This window comes from Cryobacterium sp. N21 (assembly GCF_002929575.1).
GTDB lineage: Bacteria > Actinomycetota > Actinomycetes > Actinomycetales > Microbacteriaceae > Cryobacterium > Cryobacterium flavum.
In genome coordinates this window covers 107,938-127,481 of sequence record NZ_PJJQ01000032.1, presented here as the reverse complement: position 1 = coordinate 127,481, position 19,544 = coordinate 107,938, and the positions used below count along the sequence as shown (strand labels likewise).

Below are 19,544 nucleotides of genomic sequence, written 5' to 3'. Positions count from 1 at the left end.
GGCCCGGTCTGGCATTCAAACGGATGCGAGACCGGGTCAGGTCGTGCTGCACCCGCGTCATCCGTCAGCTGCCCGCGCGTCGTCATCGTCAGCGTCGTCGTACTCCTCGTTCTCGCCTTCGAAGAACCACACGGCATCGTCGCTGAGCGCAGCGTCTTCGCCGAAGTCCTCATCGTTTTCGTAGCCCTCGTCCGCCGCGTCGTCGTCGTCACCGCGCGGCACTGCGAACGCCCATTCCGGCAGATGCCCAGACGTGAGCAGCAGGTTAAGCAGGGTGGCCATGCTGTACTGCGAGTCGATGGCGAGTGCCTGGTCAACGAAGAATCCGGCCACAGACCCACTGCCGAGCGCCCAGGACAGCCACGCCAGCATGCACAGCGGCGCCGGCCTCGCCGAACGCGGCGCCATGGCGACGACGGTGCGGAGCAGGGTGATCGCGATGCGAATGCGGTCTACGTCGGGTCGTTCCGTCTGCAGGCCGAGCATGATGTCACCGGTGTGTTCGGCGGTCGGGTCGCCCGAGTCGATCTCTGCGGCCACCAGGTCGTCAAGGCTTCGCCCGGTTTCGTACTGGAGCTGCGCGTACCGCCGGTTGATTTCGTGAGCGCGCACGCCTTCCTCACGCCCGAACGCGAATTGCACCATGATCTGGTCGCGGTTCGGCGGGGACTGCACGAGCACGAGCAGCGCTGCGGCGTTCTCTTCGGTGGGTGGGTTCGGCCAGGTCAGCGCGTCCTCGGCAATCGCTACCGGGTCGAGCGCAACGCTGAGGGCGGCGAACAGCTGCGGAGTGTTCTCGCCCCGCGCGAGCAGATGCCGATACCGCCGGTAGAGGCGGGCCAGGCGTTCCTTGGTCGCCAGGTTGACACCGATCGGGTCAGCGCCGGTCTGCAGTGTGCCCAGCGGGCGCGGCAAGTCGGGCGCGGCCTCCGGGGGCACCGCCTCGAAAATCGGTGACTCCGTGATATCGCTGAGTGGGTGCCCAGCGGCCGGGCAGTTCGGGTCGAGGTAGCTGCCCCAGGCATCCGCTGCAACGCACAGGGAATCACGCAACAGAAATCCGCTCAGCTCGAGTCGCCGATTCAGAATCTCGGCGAACTGTTCGCGCGGAATGCCGACTGCATCGTTGAAGGAATCATCGGTGTAGATCACCGGGACGACGGCGTCGACTCCGGGGATCTTGCACAGCATTCCGGCGAGGGTCGTCGCAATGCGCTTGTATACCTTGTGGGGTGCGTCGTCGTCGGGCAGGTTGAAACGCAGCGCGCCGCAGGTGCGGTTGCCACGAAACGCCACCAGAACGGCGCTGGACTCGGCAACGAAACCGAGCAGCTGGGGAACGAGTGCCAGAAAGTCCTGAGCCTTCTGGGCTTTGACAATGGTCGGATGCATGCCGCCACTGTGCCAGCGCGGTCCGCACCGCCGCCGGTGCCTGCCCGAATCTGGGGATGACACGGGCAGGCGACGGGTTGGGGAGGAGCCGGGGCTAGACCTCGTCGGCGACGGGCGCGGCGAACTGTGCGGCGTACAGCGCCTGGTAGGCACCGTTGGCGGCGAGCAGCTGCACGTGGTTGCCCTGCTCCACGATGCGCCCCGATTCCATCACCAGAATCAGGTCGGCGTCCCGAATAGTCGAGAGCCGATGCGCGATGACGAAGCTCGTGCGCTCGGCCCGCAGAGCGCCCATCGCCTTCTGCACCAGCACCTCGGTGCGGGTGTCCACCGAGCTGGTCGCCTCGTCGAGGATGAGCACGCTCGGCTTCGCCAGGAACGCCCGCGCGATGGTGAGCAGCTGCATTTCACCGGCACTCACGTTGTTGCCCTGATCGTCGAGCACGGTGTCATACCCGTCGGGCAGCGAGTGCACGAACCGATCGACGTAGGTCGCGGTGGCGGCTGCGAGAATATCCTGCTCCGTCGCATCCGGTCGACCGTAGGCGATGTTGTCGCGGATCGTGCCACCGAACAGCCAGGTGTCCTGCAGCACCATGCCCATGCGGCTGCGCAGGTCGTGCCGGGTCATGGTGGCCACGTCGACTCCGTCGAGCAGGATGCGCCCGGAGTCGATCTCGTAGAACCGCATCATGAGGTTCACCAGTGTGGTCTTGCCGGCTCCGGTCGGGCCAACGATGGCAATGGTCTGCCCGGGTTCAGCCACGAGGCTGAGTTCTTCGATCAGCGGCTTGTCCTCGGTGTACCGGAACGACACGTTCTCGAAGACGAGACGGCCGTGCACCACTATTGGGGTCTCGGCCGGATCGGGGTCTCCACTCTGTTCGTCGGCGTCGAGCAGGTCGAACACGCGTTCAGCGGATGCGACACCCGACTGCAGCAGGTTCGCCATCGACCCGAGTTGCGCGAGCGGCTGGGTGAACTGGCGGGAGTACTGAATGAATGCCTGCACGTCGCCGAGCTGCATGGCACCCGAAGCCACCTGCAAGCCTCCCACAACAGCGATGGCGACATAGACGAGGTTGCCGATGAAGGTCATCGCCGGCATGATCATGCCGCTGATGAACTGGGCACCGAAACTGGCCTCGTACAGGTCATCATTCTTCTGCTTGAACCGGGCGTCGACCTCCTTTTGGCGGCCGAACACCTTGACCAGGGCGTGGCCGGTGAACGTCTCCTCGATCTGACCGTTCAGCTCGCCGGTGTTGGCCCACTGGGCCACGAACAGTTTCTGCGAACGCTTGGCGATGAACGCCGTGATCACCAGCGTGAGCGGCACCGTCACGAGGGCGATCAGAGCCAGTAGCGGCGAGAGGATGAGCATCATCACGATCACGCCGATCACCGTTAGCAGGCTCGTCACCACCTGGCTGAGCGACTGTTGCAGGCTCTGCGAGATGTTGTCGACGTCGTTAGTGACCCGGCTGAGAAGTTCACCGCGCGGCTTCTTGTCGAAGTAGCTCAGCGGCAGGTGGTTGATCTTCGCCTCAATCTCCTCCCGCAGTCGATACACCGTGCGCTGCACGACACCGTTCAGCACATACGCCTGCATCCAGCTGAACACACTCGACAGCACGTAGAGTGCGAGCGCCCAGAACAGCACGGTGGAGAGCATGGCAAAGTCGATGCCGAGGCCCGGGGTCAGCGTCATGCCGCTGAGCATGTCGGCCTGGGTACTGTTGCCGGATGCCCGCAGCCCCGCGATCACGTCGGCCTGGCTGCTGCCGCTCGGCAGGGACTTCGACACGATGCCGGAGAAGATCAGGTTGGTGCCCTCACCGAGCAGGCGCGGGCCCAGCACCGAGAAGGTCACGCTGATCACAGCGAGGGCCAGCACGAGCATCAGCCAGAGGCGCTCAGGACGCAACTTGCCGAGCAGGCGCTTGCCCGACGCGGTGAAATTCATCGACTTCTCGGCCGGCAGACTCATACCGCCGAACGGGCCGCCTCCGCGCTGCGGACGCGGAGCCGGCTTGTCGTCGGCGTGAGTCTCGCTCATGCTGCTTCCTCCGCGGTGAGCTGGGATGACACAATTTCCTGGTACGTGGTGTTCGAGTCGAGCAGTTGCTCGTGGGTTCCGCGGCCGACGATGCGGCCGTCTTCGAGCACGAGGATCTGGTCGGCGTCGATGATGCTCGACACCCGCTGGGCGACGATGACCATGGTGGCGCCATCGGTGCTCTGCTTGAGGGCAAGCCGCAGTCGGGCATCCGTGGCGAGGTCGAGGGCTGAGAACGAGTCGTCGAAGATGTACAACTCCGGCCGTTTCACCAGGGCGCGCGCGATGGCGAGGCGTTGGCGCTGACCGCCCGATACGTTCGTGCCGCCCTGGGCAATCTTGGCATCGAGCCCGCCATCCATTTCGGTGACGAAGTCCCGGGCCTGCGCGATCGTGAGGGCCTGCCAGAGTTCGTCTTCGCTCGCGTCGGGTTTGCCGTAGAGCAGGTTGCTGCGCACCGTTCCGGAGAACAGGTACGGCTTTTGCGGTACAAGGCCGATGTGGCCCCAGAGCAGGTCGGGGTTCAGCTCGCGCACGTTGACGCCGTCGACCAGTACGGAGCCGCTGGTCGCGTCGAACAGCCGCGGCAGCAGGTTCACCAGGGTGGTCTTTCCGCTGCCGGTACTGCCGATGATCGCGGTGGTCTCGCCGTGCCGGGCGATGAAACTCACGTTGCGCAGCACGGGTTGTTCCGCGCCCGGGTAAGCGAAGCCCACGTCGAGCAGTTCGAGTTCGCCCTGACCGACCGTTGCGTTCACCGGGTTGGCCGGCGGTACGACGCTTGATTCGGTGGCGAGAACCTCACCGATGCGGTCCGCCGACACGGCCGCGCGCGGAATCATGACGGCCATGAACGTGGCCATCATGACGGCCATGAGAATCTGCATGAGATAGCTGAGGAACGCGATGAGCGTGCCCACCTGCATCGATCCGTCTTCAATGCGGAACGCGCCGAACCAGATGACGGCGACGCTCGAGACGTTGAGCACGAGCATGACGATGGGAAACATGAGCGCCATCAGGCGCCCGGAGCTGAGTGCTACCTCGGTGACGTCCCGGTTGGCCTGGGCGAACCGTGCCACCTCTTGCGTCTCCCGCACAAACGCGCGCACCACACGGATGCCGGTGAGCTGCTCCCGCAGCACCCGGTTGACGGTGTCGATGCGGATCTGCATCTTGCGGAACAGCGGCACCATCTTCACGACGATGAGGCCGACCCCGGTGAGGAGAATCGGCACGCTCACCGCGATGAGCCAGGACAGTTGCACGTCCTGGCGGATCGCCATGATCACACCGCCGATGCTGAGGATGGGTGCGGAGACCAGCAGGGTGCAGGTGGTCAGCACGAGCATCTGCACCTGCTGCACGTCGTTGGTGGAGCGGGTGATGAGTGAGGGAGCCCCGAACCGGGTGACTTCTTGTTCCGAGAATTCACCGACCCGGCTGAACACGGCCCCGCGCAGGTCACGGCCGACCTTCATGGCGACTTTGGCTCCGAAGTACACGGCCACGATCGCGCAGATGATCTGGGCGAGGGTGATCAGCAGCATGAGGCCGCCCACGCGCAGAATGTAGCCGGAGTCACCGGTTGCCACACCCTCATCGATGATGTCAGCGTTGAGGGTGGGCAGAAAGAGCGAGGCGATCGACTGGGCCAGTTGAAAGACGATCACCCCTAGAAGCAGTTGCCAGTATGGGCGCAGGTAACGCACGAGCAAGGACCACAGCACGAAGTTCTCCTATTAAAAGACGGATGCCCGCCCGACCGGATGGGTCGGGCGCAGCAACCACTGAAGCAATAGTGCACTCTTACCGTCACGTCGTCGACTAAAAATATTGCGCTCTGCGCAGAAAACACCGACTCGTGCGCCGACTTCACCTGCTGCGTTCAGGCGAAAAGGTTTGAAATGTAGGCAACTTCATCGACCGACGGCTGCCACGACGTCGCCGCGTCCGAGTTTTGTCGAATCTGCTCGGGTTTGGTGGCGCCGGCGATAACGCTGGTCAGGCCGGGCTGGGCCAGAAGCCAGGCGAACGTCGCCGCCAGCATGGTCACGCCGCGCGCGTCGCACCATTCCTGATACTGCTCGATCACGTCCCACGGGGCATCGTCGGCGAGATGGCGCCTGATCATCATGATGCGGCTGTCGGCTGGCCCGCCCGTGCGGGAGAATTTGCCGGTGAACAGGCCGTTGTAGAGCGGGAAGAAGGGCAGAAACCCGAGACCGAAGGCGTTCACCGCCGGCAATACCTCGTCTTCGACATCGCGCACGAGCAGACTGTATTCGTTCTGGCTTGAAATGAACGCTGGGTGCCCGTTCATGCGAGCGGTGAAGTCGGCCTCGGCGATCTGCCACCCGGCCAGGTTGGAGTGACCAATGTAACGGATCTTGCCCTCGGTGATGAGGTCGTGCAGGGTGGACAGCGTCTCTTCGATGGGTGTTGACGAGTCGGGAACGTGCAGCTGGTAGAGGTCGATCCAGTCGGTCTGCAGCCGACGCAGCGATGCCTCGACGGCCAAACGGATGTACCGGCGTGAGCCCCGCGCGCCCCAGTCCGGACCGTTCAGGCCGCCCATATCCATGCCGAATTTCGAGGCGAGCACGATCTGGTCGCGCTTGCCGCGCAGCGAGTGCCCCATGAGCGTTTCGCTGAGGCCACGCTCGGCACCGTAGATATCGGCGGTGTCGAACAGCGTCACCCCGGCTTCGAAGGCAGCATCGATAACCGCCGTCGTGCCGTCCTGGGTATCTGACGCGGTTCCGGTGCGCCCGAAATTGTTGCACCCGAGCCCGATCGTCGAGACGGTCAATCCGGATGAGCCAAGTCTGCGATATTCAATTTGAGCCATCCTTACAGACTAGGGGCGCAGCCACCTCCTGCACAGGAGAAGGTAGTCGGCGGTTGTGCACCGATGTCCGAAACCCGCGAGGCGACGCCGAGGGTGGCAGCTACAGTCGAATCATGGACAGCATCCCGACTGCACTCACTCCCGCGCACCTACTCCGCCTCCCCAGCCCGATCGGCCGGCTCGAACTCACCGCCGACGATGAGGGCATCCTTTCCCTTTCCATCGAAACCGACGGCCAGCTGCCGCTCGACGCGACCCCAGAGGAGCCCTCCCCGGTATTGCAACGGGCGGCCGAACAGCTCGGCGAGTACTTCGCCGGAACCCGGCAGACGTTCGACCTGCCCGTGCACCTCACCCGCGGCACCGAATTTCAGCGCAGCGTCTGGGCGAGGCTGGCCAGCCTCACATTCGGCGATGTCATCTCGTATGGTGCGCTCGGCAACGACATTGGACGGCCCGGATCGGGCCGCGCCATCGGTGGGGCCGTTGGCGCGAATCCGGTGCCGATCATCATCGGCTGCCACCGAGTGCTCGCGACCAGTGGCCAGATCACCGGCTACAGCGCAGGAGAGGGCATCCCGACCAAGGCCTGGCTGCTCAGCCACGAGGGCATCGCACACCGGTAACCGACCAGTGAAGCCGCGGTTTCAGCGGCGGCCGACTGGCAGCAGGCCGAGGGCCCGTACCGCGTCGCGTTCCTCCACGAGTTCGGCAACAGAGGCCGCAATTCGACTGCGGGAGAATTCGCCTTGTTGCAGCCCGGTCACGATGCGCCACTGCCCATCAACGGAGCGCACCGGAAACGAGCAGACCAGTCCGGGCGGAACGTCGTACGAGCCGTCTGAGACTACCCCGGCGCTGGTCCAATCCGTGCCGCGGCCGGTGACCCAGTCTCCGACGTGGTCGATGGCCGCGTTGGCGGCGGAGGCGACCGAGGAGCCGCCCCGCACGGCGATGATCTCCGACCCGCGCTGGGCGACGCGCGGAATGAACGTCTCCGCGAGCCACTGCTCGTCGACCAGCTCACTCACCGCTCGACCCTGGGCGGTCGCGTGGAAGACATCCGGGTATTGAGTCGCCGAGTGGTTTCCCCACACGGTCAATCCGTGAATCGCCCCGACGGCCACGTCAAGGTGGTTGGCCAATTGCCCGACGGCGCGGTTGTGGTCGAGCCGGGTCATGGCGGTGAAGCGGTCACTCGGCACGTCGGGCGCGTGTGCGGCCGCGATGAGGGCATTCGTATTGGCGGGGTTGCCCACCACGAGCACGCGCACGTCGTCGGCGGCGCCGGCGTTGATGGCCGCACCCTGCGGCCCGAAGATGCGACCGTTGGCGCCCAGCAGGTCGGCACGTTCCATGCCAGGTCCTCGCGGGCGGGAGCCGACCAGAAGCGCAATGTTTACTCCGTCGAACGCCACCGTGGGGTCATCGGTGACCGTTACCCCGCGCAGCAGGCCGAAGGCACAGTCCTCGAGTTCGAGCGCGGTGCCCTCCGCGGCTTTCAGCCCCTGGGGTATTTCCAGCAGGGTGAGGCGGATCGGCGTCGTCGGTCCCAGCAAGGCGCCAGCGGCAATGCGAAACAACAGCGCATAGCCAATCTGTCCGCCGGCACCGGTGACGGTGACATTAACCGGTTGCCGAAGAATGGGAACGTTGACCGCTGGGGAAAAGGTGCTGGCGTCTGTACTCACGCGCCCAGCCTAACCCCAGAATAGATCGTGGATGCGGCCGGCCGGCCGGCCGCAGCGAGGTGTTGTTCAACGACGAGCTCCAGTTCGCCGGGTGCGCCCTGACCGAGGCGAATTCCGACCGATTGGGCCCAGTCGATCAGTTCGCTCGCCGTCGTGAACTCGTGTTCGTGTTGAAGCAGGGCGCGCGTGAATTCGCCCTTGGATTTCTTGTTGAAGTGGTTCAGGGCACGCTTCTGCCCGTCTTCGGAATCGGCGACCACCCGCAGGTACAGCGAATCCGGCCGCACGGGCTTCGCTCCTAGCGCCACATAGGCCTCGGATCGCAGGTCGAGCAGCAGTCCGTCGGTCTGGCTGAGGAGCGTCGCCACCGCGGCACTCCAGTGCTGTTTGAGCGTGTGGCTGGCCAGGGTCACGTTCGGCACTCGTGAATCGTGCGACAGCCGGTACGCCGGAATGGGGTCGAGGGCGGCGAGCGGGCCGAGCAGTGCGGAGTGTACGACCAGGTGGGCGTGCGCGAACTGGCGCTGCGCAGCCGACAGGGTGGCAGCATCCAGCCCGTCGAAGAGCACGCCGGTGTAGCGGTCGATGACGGGAAGCGTCGGAGACGTCAGCAGCTCGCGGTTGCGGTCGATTTCGAACAGCTGGGTGCGGCCCAGCTTGAGGGCGGCACGGGCGTCCTCGGGATGCCGCGCCAGGGAGACCAGCGCCCGCGCGAGCACCCGACGTTTCACCGTCAGGGCCGGATAAGCGAGTGTGGTCCAGTCCAGGGGTACAGCTTCGCCGCCGGAGCGTTTCGTCTCCGACGGCGGAAGCAGTATCAGCACTGGTGGTTCAGACGGGTTATTTGGAACCCACGAGTTCAGCCTTGCGCGCCACGATGGTGACCATGTCGTTGTCGACCGACAGGAATCCATCCTCGGCCTGGGCCAGAACTTTGGAGCCATCAGGCAGGGTGAGACGAACGTCACCCACGGCCAGGATCGCCAACATCGGTTCGTGACCGGCCAGGATGCCAATCTCGCCCTCGACGGTCTTGGCGACAACCATCGTCGCCTCGCCCGTCCACACCTGGTGGTCGGCCGAGACAACGCTGACGGACAGCGACTTCGCCATGCTTAGTCGTTCTCCTTCTGAATCTGAGCCCACTTCTCTTCGACGTCGTTGATGCCACCGACGTTGAAGAAAGCCTGCTCAGCTACGTGGTCGAAGTCACCGTTGGCGATTGCCGTGAACGATTCAATGGTGTCCTTGAGCGGAACAGTGGAACCCTCGACACCGGTGAACTTCTTCGCCATGTAGGTGTTCTGGGAGAGGAACTGCTGAATACGACGGGCACGCGAAACTGTGACCTTGTCTTCTTCAGAGAGCTCGTCAACACCGAGGATCGCGATGATCTCCTGGAGTTCCTTGTTCTTCTGCAGAATCGCCTTGACGCGTACGGCCGTGTTGTAGTGATCGGCACCCAGGTAGCGGGGGTCGAGGATACGGCTGGTCGAGGTGAGCGGGTCGACGGCCGGGTACAGGCCCTTCGACGCGATTTCACGAGACAGCTCGGTGGTCGCGTCGAGGTGGGCGAAGGTGGTCGCCGGTGCCGGGTCGGTGTAGTCGTCGGCGGGAACGTAGATCGCCTGAAGCGAGGTGATCGAGTGGCCACGGGTCGAGGTGATGCGCTCCTGCAGGATGCCCATCTCGTCGGCCAGGTTCGGCTGGTAGCCCACTGCGGAAGGCATCCGGCCCAGCAGGGTCGACACCTCGGAACCGGCCTGGGTGAAGCGGAAGATGTTGTCGATGAAGAGCAACACGTCTTGCTTCTCCACGTCGCGGAAGTACTCAGCCATGGTGAGGGCGGAGAGCGCGACACGCAGACGCGTTCCCGGCGGCTCGTCCATCTGGCCGAAGACCAGGGCGGTCTTGTCGAAGACGCCGGCTTCCTCCATCTCGGCGATGAGGTCGTTGCCCTCACGGGTACGTTCGCCAACGCCGGCGAACACTGATACTCCACCGTGGTCCTGCGCAACACGCTGGATCATTTCCTGGATGAGTACGGTCTTGCCGACGCCGGCACCACCGAACAGGCCGATCTTTCCACCGAGAACGTACGGCGTGAGAAGGTCGATGACCTTGATGCCGGTTTCGAACAGTTGAGTCTTGGACTCGAGCTGGTCGAAGGCCGGCGGCTTGCGGTGGATGGGCCAGCGCTCGGTGATCTCGATCTTCTCGCCCGGCTTGGCGTTGAGGACATCGCCGATGACGTTGAAGACCTTGCCCTTCGTGACGTTTCCAACCGGCACCGTGATGGGGCTGCCGGTGTCGCGCACTTCCTGGCCGCGGACAAGTCCGTCGGTCGGGTTGAGCGCGATGGCACGAACCAGGTCGTCACCGAGGTGCAGGGCAACCTCGAGGGTGATCTCGTTCGACTCGTCGCCGATGGTGATCGTGGTCTTCAGGGCGTTGTAGATGCCGGGGATCGAGTCGTGCGGAAACTCGATGTCGACAACGGGGCCCGTGACACGGGCGATGCGGCCAACAGAACCGGCCGTATCCTCCGCGCGGACTGGCGCGGTTGCGGTGTCAGTCATTGCTCTCTCTTCTCTGGTTACTTCTTGGCGGATGAGAGCGCATCGGCTCCACCCACGATCTCGGAAATCTGCTGGGTGATCTCGGATTGCCGCGCGTTGTTGGACAGGCGGGTGTAGTCCGTGATCAGCTTGTCGGCGTTGTCGCTGGCCGACTTCATTGCCTTCTGGCGGCTTGCATGTTCAGATGCCGCCGACTGCAGCATCGCGTTGAACAGGCGACTCTCGATGTACACCGGGAGGAGGCTGTCCAAAACCGTTTCGACGTCGGGCTCGAACTCGTAGAGCGGAAGAACCTTGTTGTCGCCTGGTTCTTCCACACCCTCGACAACTTCGAGGGGCAACAGTCGAACGACCTCTGGCACCTGGGTGACCATGCTCACGAAACGGTTGTAAACGATGTGAATCTCGTCGACGCCGCCGTCGGAAGCGTCCCGCAGGAACGATTCCAGCAGGGCCTCACCGATTTCCTTGGCAGTCTCGAACTGCGGCTGGTCGGTGCCGCCGGTCCAGATTCGCTCCGACGCGCGGCCCCGAAAGCTGAAGTAGGCGATGGCCTTACGGCCGACCAGGAAGTAGACGATGTCCTTGCCCTGGCTGCGCAGCAGTTCGCTGAGCGACTCTGCCTCACGCAACACCTGGGAGCTGAAGGCACCCGCCAGGCCACGGTCCGAAGCGAAGATGACCACCGCAGCACGGCTGATCGTCTCCGGCTCGGTTGTGAGCACGTGTTCCACGTTGGAGTACGTGGCCACGGCCGATACGGCGCGGGTGACCGCTCGCGAATACGGGGTTGACGCAGCGACTCGCGCCTGCGCTTTCTGGATGCGCGAGGCGGAGATCAGCTCCATGGCCCGAGTGATCTTCTTGGTCGTCTGGGCAGACTTGATCTTCTGCCGGTAGACCCGAAGTTGCGCTCCCATGTGTCTGCTTCCTTGTCTTTCAGTTTGGCGTCGTCAGTTGCTGCAAGTCGTATCGACTAGCGGCGGTGCTTGACGATCTTTTCCTGGTTGACGTCTTCAACTGCGATGGCTTCAAACTTTTCTTTGCTGACCGAGGCGAGCGGCTTACCCTCGCCGGTCTGGAACTCGAGCTTGAACTTGTCGACACCGGCCGTGAGAGCGGTGACGGTCTCGTCGGAGAGAACGTTCGTCTCGCGCAGGGTCTTGAGAACCTCGGTGTTGCGACCGAGGAAGTCAAGCAGTTCGCGTTCGAAGCGCAGCACGTCGGGAACCGGAACCTCGTCGAGCTTGCCGTTGATGCCGGCCCAGATCGAGACGACCTGGTCCTCAACGGGGTACGGCGAGTACTGCGGCTGGCGCAGCAGTTCGGTGAGGCGGGCGCCGCGGGCGAGCTGACGACGGCTGGCCGCGTCAAGGTCGGAGGCAAACATGGCGAAGGCTTCGAGCGAACGGTACTGGGCCAGCTCGAGCTTGAGCGTTCCGGAGACCTTCTTGATCGACTTGACCTGAGCGTCGCCACCGACACGGGAGACCGAGATGCCGACGTCGACTGCCGGACGCTGGTTGGCGTTGAACAGGTCGGACTGCAGGAAGATCTGGCCGTCGGTGATCGAGATCACGTTGGTGGGGATGTACGCGGCAACGTCGTTCGCCTTAGTCTCGATGATCGGGAGACCGGTCATTGATCCGGCGCCGAGCTCGTCGGACAGCTTGGCACAACGCTCGAGCAGACGGGAGTGCAGGTAGAACACGTCTCCCGGGTACGCTTCGCGTCCCGGCGGACGACGCAGCAGCAGCGACACGGCACGGTAGGCCTCGGCCTGCTTGGACAGGTCATCGAAGACGATGAGAACGTGCTTGCCGGCGTACATCCAGTGCTGGCCGATGGCCGAGCCGGTGTACGGGGCCAGGTACTTGAAGCCGGCCGGGTCAGAGGCGGGAGCGGCGACGATGGTGGTGTACTCCATCGCTCCGGCATCCTCGAGCGCACCCTTCACCGAGGCGATGGTGGAGCCCTTCTGGCCGATGGCGACATAGATGCAACGAACCTGCTTGTTGCTGTCGCCGGACTCCCAGTTGGCCTTCTGGTTGATGATGGTGTCGATGGCGATCGCGGTCTTGCCGGTCTGGCGGTCACCGATGATCAGCTGACGCTGGCCGCGGCCGATCGGGATCATGGCGTCGATGGCCTTGATGCCGGTCTGCATCGGCTCATGAACCGACTTGCGGCTCATGACGCCGGGGGCCTGCAGCTCGAGGGCACGACGGCCTTCGGTCGCAATGTCGCCGAGTCCGTCGATGGGGGCGCCGAGCGGATCGACAACACGGCCGAGGTAGCCGTCGCCGACCGGAACAGAGAGAACCTCGCCGGTGCGGTGCACCTCCATGCCCTCAACGATGCCGCCGAACTCGCCGAGTACGACGACGCCGATCTCGTCTTCGTCGAGGTTCTGGGCCAGGCCCAGGGTGCCATCGGCGAATTTGATGAGCTCGTTCGCCATCACGCCGGGCAAGCCCTCAACGTGGGCGATACCGTCGCCGGCCGTGGTGACGTAGCCGACCTCGGTCGTTGATGTTTTGTTCGGCTCGTAGGACTTCACGAAGTCCTGGAGAGCGCCACGGATCTCATCGGGGCTGATCGTTAGTTCTGCCATCATCTTCCCTTTTCTGTACGAAAGTACAGGTTCTGTCTGTTCGAGGACGCTGCCGCCCTGAGTCATCTGGTACTGCTGGGTTTTTGGTGCTGCTGAGGTGACTCAGCGAGCGAGCTGGAGTCTCAAATCTGCCAGGCGGGTTGCAATGCTGCCATCGATGACCAGGTCGCCGATTTGCACGCGCACTCCGCCGACCAATTCCGGGTCAACGACCTGGTTGATGGTGAGTGCTCGTCCGTGACGCAACTGGAGGTTCTTCTGCAAGCGAGCGAGCTGATCGGCCGTGAGAACGCTCGCCGACGTGATGGTGGCGATCGACGTGCCGGACTCGTCCGCGACGACTGCTGCTGCGTGTCGCAGCAGTTCGCCGATGCGGCGGCCGCGAGGCTGCTGCACCAGGTGACGAACAATGGCGAGCGTCTGACCGGAGACTTTACCGTCCAGCAGCTTTTCGACCAGGGCTGCCTTGGCGCCAGGCTTGCCGAGCTTGCTGGCCAGGGCCAGTTCCAGCTCAGCGTCCAAGGACACCGTCTTACCGAAGGCGAAGAGCTCGCCCCCGATCGACGTTCCGGCCGGAGTAGAGAGGGCGGATGCCCGTAGGCCCAGTTCTTCGATCCCGGCGAGCAGGTCGTCGTGGCTGGACCAGCGTTCGGAGACGGCCGCTGCGAGCAGGTCGAGTGCCCGAGGCGTCACGTTGGCACCGAAAACGGCGCGTACGAGGGTGACCTTGGCCGCAGCATCCGCTGAGGCGTCGCCGAGTGCTGACAACAGCTGGGACGACGACCCGATTACTCGACCGGCGCCGAACAGGCTTTCGCCCGTCGCCAGATCAGTCGTGCCGCCCGGGACGGACAGGGCCGCCCTCGACGTGGCGAGTGCTTCTCTGGTGGCGCTTCCCATTTGCTAGATCTTTCCTGCTGCTGGTGCTTCGCTGGCTTCGAGTTCTGCCAGGAAACGATCGACGATGGCGCTGGCCTTTGCGTCGTCGGACAGGCTTTCACCGATGACGCCCGAAGCGAGGTCAATGGCAAGGGTGCCGACCTCACTGCGAAGCGAGACGACGGCGGCCTGGCGTTCGGCTTCGATCTGCGTCTTGGCACTGGCCGCGATGCGACCGGCCTCGGCCGCAGCCTGCTCCTTGTGCTCAGCGACGATGCGCTGGCCGTCGGTGCGGGCCTGATCACGAATGGCACCGGCTTCGGCACGGGCGTCAGCCAGCTGGGCTGTGTACGCCGCGAGTGCAGCTTCAGCCTTGCGCTGGGCGTCGTCGGCCTTGGCGATGTTGCCCTCGATGGCTTCTGCACGGTCGTCAAGAAGCTTCTGCATTCTGGGCAGCACAAGCTTCCAGAAGAAGAACAAAATCACGACAAAGCAGACCGCCGACCAGATGATGTCGTACCACTCAGGGATGAGCGGGTTCTTTGCCGCTTCTTCGGTCGCGGCTGCAATTACTGCGTGAAGCATCATGCCTCCTAACTAGTTAGTGAAGAGGTTTAGACGCCGGTGAAAATGAAGTAGGTGGCGATGCCGATGAAGGCGAGTGCCTCGGTGAAGGCGATACCGATGTACATCAGTACCTGCAGTCGGCCGGCCAGCTCAGGCTGACGAGCGACACCCTCGATGGTCTTGCCAACGACGATACCTACACCGATTGCCGGGCCGATGGCTGCGAGGCCATAACCGACGGTCGCGATGTTTCCGCTGATTTCCGCGAGAACGGTTGTTGCGTCCACGTGTGTTTCCTTCCGTAGTGGTGAATGCGGCGAATGCCGGATTCCTAAAGTGTCTAGTGTTCCTCAGCCAGCGCGAGCTGGATGTAGACGGCGGTGAGTAGGGCGAAAATGTAAGCCTGGAGGACGGCGATCAGCACTTCGAAGAGCGTGAAGGCGAAGCCGAAGACGAGGGTGCCAGCGCCGAAGAGCTTGAACCCGCCATCCGCAGTGAAGAAGAAAAACTGGGTGGCGCTGAAGAACAGCACGAGCAGGAGGTGCCCGACGATCATGTTCATCATCAGTCGGAGCGTCAGGGTGACCGGTCGCACCAGAAACGTCGAGATAAATTCGATCGGCGTCACGATGAGATACAGGCCCTTGGGCACTCCGGGCGGGAAGAGCGAGTTGCGGAAGAACTTCGCTGGACTCTTCTTGACGCCGGCGTAGATGAACGTTCCGTAGGAGATGACACCGAGAAGCAGCGGCACTCCGATCACCGAGGTTCCGGCAATATTCAGGAACGGAATGATTCCGGTGATGTTCATGAACAACACCATGAAAAAGATGGTCGTCAGAAGCGGCAGAAAACGCTTGCCGTCTTTCTTTCCGAGCAGGTCTTCGGCGATGTTGACGCGAACGAAGTCGAGTCCCATTTCGGCCAGGCTCTGGCCGCGGGTCGGAATGATCTTCATGCGGCGGGTGCCGAGCCAGAAGACCAGCATCAAAACCGCGACCGCGAGGAAACGAATCAGAATGATGCGGTTGATCTCGAACGGAGTATCCGCAAAGAAAATTACATCGGGGAAGAACTCATTGATGGAGGGACCGTGAAATTCACCGTCGCCGGTGGCAGACGGGACCATCAGGTTTACGGCGATTTCTAGCAGCGCTTTCTCCTGTTTCGGGGCGGTGAGCTCTGCTCGCGCATCGACGAATATGGGCAGGTTTACGACGCTGTAAAGCATGTGCAAACCGGGGTGGGATCGCTGTTTACTCTAGCAAAGATCAGGCGCTGAGCCGAATCGTGAGCGGGATCCGTGGGCAGATGGGTCGTAGGGTTACTCGTCGACCGGGGCCGGGGGCAAGGTGGCGTCGCTGGCGTAGGGCATCCGGCTCTTCATGACGACGACGGCGTCGACGACGAGCGACCCGACAACCCCGGCAATAATGCAGAAGAACAGCACCATCGGCTGGATCCACTCGCGGTCCTGCAGCACGACCAGCAGCACCAGGAACACCACGAACTTGAGCAGCCAGCCGCCCATGATGATGCCGAAGAAGCCACCGATGGCGGACTCGTTGCCGGCGACCCGATTGGCCAGCAGAATGCTGCCAGCCGTGATACCCATGAACGCGACCGACATGGCCGTACCGATCAGCGCGCTGAGCACACCGGTACCGCCGTCGACGAGGTAGCCGATAACCGATCCGACAACAGCGATTGCCAGGGCGACCCAGCCCCCGTAAATCAGGATGCGGCGCAGCACCGGGATCGATGTGGGCTGAGTGCGGACGGTGTCGTTGGTGCTCATACGTTCTCCTCGGCAGGCGCCGCCACAATGGCGGTCGCTCGTGTCGTGTGTGGTTCTGGTGTGGCTGGGGCGGGCTGGACTTGGGCGGCCTCGTCGAGTGGGTCGAGCTCGTCCAGTACTGCCAACTGCACTGGTGCGGACTGGCTAAGCCATTCCCCGGTCTTGCGGCGGCCGAGCGGTGCGAGCGTGACGATGGTGCAGATGAGCAGCGACGTCACCAGAAAGATGGTCGCGTACCAGGTCGGCAGGCCGAAGTAGACCGGCAGTATGTAATACAGCAGGCAGCCAATGGATGCTGCGGCCGTCCACCCATAGAAGATCAAAACGGCGTGCAGGTGGGAGTGCCCCATATCGAGCAGCCGGTGGTGCAGGTGTTTTCGGTCGGCGCTGAACGGCGATTTACCGGCGTGCACCCGGCGGATGACCGCGAGCCCAAAGTCGAGCAGTGGAATGATCATGATCGCTACCGGCAGCAGGATGGGGATGAAGGCCGGGAACAGCTGCGAGCGGCTGGTAGCCGTCGGGTCGATCTGACCAGTGATCGCGATCGCGCTGGTCGCCATCAACAGGCCCACCAGCAGCGCGCCGGCATCACCCATGAACATCTTGGCCGGATGCCAGTTCAGCGGGAGGAACCCCACGCAGGCGCCGACCAGAATGGCGGCGATCAGCGATGCCAGGTTGAAGTAGTTGGTCGGTGAGGTGTCGCGCACGAGCAGATAACTGTAGAGAAAGAACACCCCGTTAGCGATGAGGGCGACACCGGTGACCAGGCCGTCGAGCCCGTCGATGAAGTTGATCATGTTCATGACCACGACGATGGCGACGACCGTGACAACGATCGACGTCCAGCCGCTCCAAACCGTCAGACCGCCAATCGGTAGAGAGTAAATCTGAACGCCCTGCCAGGCCACGAGGCCGGCAGCGATGAACTGGCCGGCGAGTTTGGTCATCCAGTCGAGGTCCCAGATGTCGTCGGCGACGCCGACCAGCACGATCAGCAGGGCAGCACCGAGAATAGCTAAAATCTGCTGCGGGTCAGCGAAGACGAGTCGCAGGGGCGCGAAGGCCCCCGCAGCGAGGTAGGCCACGCCAAAGGCGATGACGATGCCAAGGAACATGGCGATACCGCCGAGGCGCGGAGTGGGCCGGGTGTGCACGTCGCGTTCGCGAATCTTCGGGTACAGGCGGTACTTGTGGCTGAGTTTGTAGACCACGATCGACAGCACGAAGGTGACGATCGTCGAAACGAGCGCGAGCAGGAGGAAAAGAGTCATGGGCTACCGGTCGGCATCCGTTTCGTCCTGAGATGGGGCGGCGAGGGTGGGTGTCGCTTCCGCTTCGGCCGAGATCGCCGGGAACCCGGGAACGGCCGGCGCGGCAGCGAGCACATCGCCCACGACGGCCACGATCGCGTCGCGGGAGATGACGCCGCTACGCACGATGTGCAGAAAACCGCCGTTGGTCTCGAAACCGGTGGCGTCCACGATCGTCGATGAGCCGTCGCCGGTCTGACCAAACACGCTCTCATAGGTACTGCCAGCGGTGCCGCCGTCGAGGTACACGTCGACGCTCTCGCCGAGGGCCGCTTCAGCAGCCTGGGCGTCGGTGGTGGCCGGCATCCCGCTCAGGTTGGCGCTGGACACGGCGAGCGGGCCGGTTTCGGCGAGCAGATCGAGTGCAACTTGGTTGCTCGGCATGCGCAGTGCCACCGTGCCGCGGGTTTCGCCGAGATCCCAGACCAGCGAGGGCTGGGCGTTGACGATGACAGTGAGTCCGCCGGGCCAGAACGCTGCGACCAGGTCGCGGACCGGCTGCGGCACGTCGACGGCGAGGGCGTCGAGGGTGGGAATTCCGGGAATGAGAACCGGTGGCGGCGACTGCCGGCTGCGGCCCTTCGCGTCGAGGAGCAGCTGAACGGCTTCAGCGTTGAACGCGTCAGCGGCCACTCCGTAGACCGTGTCGGTGGGGATGACGACGAGCGCCCCGCGACCGATGGCCGTGCGCGCCAGAGCGATATGCGCGCTGTAGTTTTCGCTCGTGGTGGATTCGTCCGTGGTCGAGTCGCTCGTGCAATCGTAGATGCGTGTCATTTCCGGCAATTCTAACCCAGTGCTGTCGTGAAGAGCGGATGCGCCGACTGGCGGGGTTCCGTTTAAGGGTGCAGTGCTGTCGTGGCCCGGTCCCGGCTGGTGTAGTCGCGGTGGGTGGCCGGGGCGCGCCATCCGTCGGCTGCCAGCAGCTGGCGGATCGCGGCGCCCTGCAGCTCGCCGTGCTCGATCACGAGCACACCCCCCGCGCGCAGCAGGCGCAGCCCAGTTGCTGACACGCTGCGCACCACGTCGAGTCCGTCCGGGCCGCCGAACAGGGCCTGGGCTGGGTCGAACAGGCGCACCTCGGGGTCGCGGGGAATAGCATCCGCTGGAATGTAGGGCGGATTGGAGATGACGACGGCCACCGTGCCGTCCAGTTCGACGAACGCGTCGGCGAGGTCACCGAAGGCGAGGGTGGCGTTGGCGGCGCCGATCTCGTCGAAGTTGCGGGTGGTCCAGGGGAACGCTTCCGGCGAGTTTTCGATCGCGAAGATGCGCGCGTGCGGCACCTCGGTGGCCAGGGCCAGGGCGATCGCGCCACTTCCGGTGCCGAGGTCGATGCCGATCGGCTCCGGATCGGGCATGGAACGCAGGGCGTCGATGGCGAACTGGGCGACCTGCTCGGTTTCGGGTCTCGGCACGAACACGCCGGGGCCCACATACAGGGAGAGGGAGCGGAACGGGGCCCGCCCTGTTATGTGTTGCAGGGGTTCGCGCCCGCTGCGGCGGGCCAGCAGGGCGATGATGGTGGCGGCATCCGCTTGGCTAACCGGTCGATTCAGGAAGCTGCCGGCCTGCACTTCGCCGCGGCTCTGGCCGAGCACGTGGCCGATCAGCAGGTCGGCGTCGACCTCGGGATCGGTGATGCCGGCTGCGGTCAGTACGCTGATCGCTCGTTTTCGCAAGGAAGTGATGGTCTGGGGCAGGTCAGAAGCTAAAGAAGGCACGTAGTGAAATGTAACGCACCAACTGATTTTCGGCCGGGAGACATAGGCTGGAGCCGGCCCTCACACCGAATTTC

19 protein-coding genes are annotated in these 19,544 nt (G+C 63.8%); 1 reads left to right on the top strand and 18 read right to left on the bottom strand.

The window, feature by feature from the left end:
* Positions 1-57: 57 nt before the first annotated feature.
* From CXY77_RS09265 to CXY77_RS09250, 4 genes are all read right to left on the bottom strand, one after another.
* The gene (locus CXY77_RS09265; protein ID WP_104129978.1) at positions 58-1,392 is read right to left on the bottom strand and encodes a DUF4192 domain-containing protein; all 1,335 of its coding nucleotides are present in this window, start codon (positions 1,390-1,392) and stop codon (positions 58-60) included.
* A gap of 94 nt (positions 1,393-1,486) precedes the next feature.
* Positions 1,487-3,451 carry an ABC transporter ATP-binding protein gene (locus CXY77_RS09260; RefSeq protein ID WP_092340877.1) on the bottom strand — a complete coding sequence of 655 codons (1,965 nt, stop codon included), beginning with the start codon at positions 3,449-3,451 and terminating at the stop codon, positions 1,487-1,489.
* Complete coding sequence (locus tag CXY77_RS09255) at positions 3,448-5,181, bottom strand: ABC transporter ATP-binding protein (RefSeq protein ID WP_104088751.1); 1,734 nt, start codon at positions 5,179-5,181, stop codon at positions 3,448-3,450. Before CXY77_RS09255 ends, CXY77_RS09260 begins: the two co-directional genes overlap by 4 nt.
* A 158-nt stretch (positions 5,182-5,339) precedes the next feature.
* Positions 5,340-6,302, bottom strand: coding sequence for an aldo/keto reductase (locus CXY77_RS09250; RefSeq protein ID WP_104129977.1), 963 nt, complete (start codon positions 6,300-6,302; stop codon positions 5,340-5,342).
* Positions 6,303-6,415: 113 nt separating this feature from the next.
* On the opposite strand from CXY77_RS09250, the gene CXY77_RS09245 reads away from it, so the two are divergent.
* The gene (locus CXY77_RS09245; protein ID WP_092340871.1) at positions 6,416-6,928 is read left to right on the top strand and encodes a methylated-DNA--[protein]-cysteine S-methyltransferase; all 513 of its coding nucleotides are present in this window, start codon (positions 6,416-6,418) and stop codon (positions 6,926-6,928) included.
* A gap of 21 nt (positions 6,929-6,949) precedes the next feature.
* Here CXY77_RS09245 and CXY77_RS09240 read toward each other — a convergent pair whose 3' ends face one another.
* The 14 genes from CXY77_RS09240 to prmC all read right to left on the bottom strand — a co-directional run bounded on the left by CXY77_RS09240 (position 6,950) and on the right by prmC (position 19,470).
* A complete protein-coding gene (locus CXY77_RS09240; RefSeq protein WP_092341094.1) occupies positions 6,950-7,948 on the bottom strand; it encodes a malate dehydrogenase in 999 nt (332 codons plus the stop codon).
* 41 nt (positions 7,949-7,989) lie between these two features.
* Entirely contained in the window at positions 7,990-8,817 is an 828-nt protein-coding gene (locus CXY77_RS09235; protein WP_104088750.1) for a YaaA family protein, read from the bottom strand.
* A gap of 16 nt (positions 8,818-8,833) precedes the next feature.
* Positions 8,834-9,106 carry a F0F1 ATP synthase subunit epsilon gene (locus CXY77_RS09230; protein WP_092340869.1) on the bottom strand — a complete coding sequence of 91 codons (273 nt, stop codon included), beginning with the start codon at positions 9,104-9,106 and terminating at the stop codon, positions 8,834-8,836.
* 2 nt (positions 9,107-9,108) lie between these two features.
* On the bottom strand, positions 9,109-10,572 hold the full coding sequence (gene atpD / locus CXY77_RS09225) for a F0F1 ATP synthase subunit beta (protein WP_092340868.1): 1,464 nt from the start codon (positions 10,570-10,572) through the stop codon (positions 9,109-9,111).
* Between the two features lie 17 nt (positions 10,573-10,589).
* Positions 10,590-11,492: a F0F1 ATP synthase subunit gamma gene (locus tag CXY77_RS09220; RefSeq protein ID WP_092340867.1), complete on the bottom strand. Its 903-nt coding sequence runs from the start codon at positions 11,490-11,492 to the stop codon at positions 10,590-10,592.
* Between the two features lie 56 nt (positions 11,493-11,548).
* Positions 11,549-13,186 carry a F0F1 ATP synthase subunit alpha gene (gene atpA / locus CXY77_RS09215; protein ID WP_092341093.1) on the bottom strand — a complete coding sequence of 546 codons (1,638 nt, stop codon included), beginning with the start codon at positions 13,184-13,186 and terminating at the stop codon, positions 11,549-11,551.
* Positions 13,187-13,288: 102 nt separating this feature from the next.
* Positions 13,289-14,086, bottom strand: coding sequence for a F0F1 ATP synthase subunit delta (locus tag CXY77_RS09210; RefSeq protein WP_104129976.1), 798 nt, complete (start codon positions 14,084-14,086; stop codon positions 13,289-13,291).
* 3 nt (positions 14,087-14,089) lie between these two features.
* Positions 14,090-14,650, bottom strand: a complete 561-nt coding sequence (locus CXY77_RS09205; protein ID WP_104088893.1) for a F0F1 ATP synthase subunit B — start codon at positions 14,648-14,650, stop codon at positions 14,090-14,092.
* 29 nt (positions 14,651-14,679) lie between these two features.
* Positions 14,680-14,919, bottom strand: coding sequence for an ATP synthase F0 subunit C (gene atpE / locus CXY77_RS09200; RefSeq protein WP_092340865.1), 240 nt, complete (start codon positions 14,917-14,919; stop codon positions 14,680-14,682).
* Positions 14,920-14,972: 53 nt separating this feature from the next.
* Positions 14,973-15,761 (bottom strand): F0F1 ATP synthase subunit A, encoded by a 789-nt coding sequence (gene atpB, locus CXY77_RS09195; protein WP_233197337.1) that lies wholly within the window; start codon positions 15,759-15,761, stop codon positions 14,973-14,975.
* Positions 15,762-15,956: 195 nt separating this feature from the next.
* Positions 15,957-16,430 (bottom strand): hypothetical protein, encoded by a 474-nt coding sequence (locus CXY77_RS09190; protein WP_104088747.1) that lies wholly within the window; start codon positions 16,428-16,430, stop codon positions 15,957-15,959.
* The gene (locus CXY77_RS09185) at positions 16,427-17,707 is read right to left on the bottom strand and encodes an MraY family glycosyltransferase (protein ID WP_104129975.1); all 1,281 of its coding nucleotides are present in this window, start codon (positions 17,705-17,707) and stop codon (positions 16,427-16,429) included. The genes CXY77_RS09190 and CXY77_RS09185 overlap by 4 nt, the downstream gene beginning before the upstream one ends.
* A gap of 3 nt (positions 17,708-17,710) precedes the next feature.
* Positions 17,711-18,523 (bottom strand): L-threonylcarbamoyladenylate synthase, encoded by an 813-nt coding sequence (locus CXY77_RS09180; protein ID WP_092340861.1) that lies wholly within the window; start codon positions 18,521-18,523, stop codon positions 17,711-17,713.
* A 62-nt stretch (positions 18,524-18,585) separates the two neighbouring features.
* Complete coding sequence (gene prmC / locus CXY77_RS09175; RefSeq protein WP_369831298.1) at positions 18,586-19,470, bottom strand: peptide chain release factor N(5)-glutamine methyltransferase; 885 nt, start codon at positions 19,468-19,470, stop codon at positions 18,586-18,588.
* Positions 19,471-19,544 lie beyond the last annotated feature (74 nt).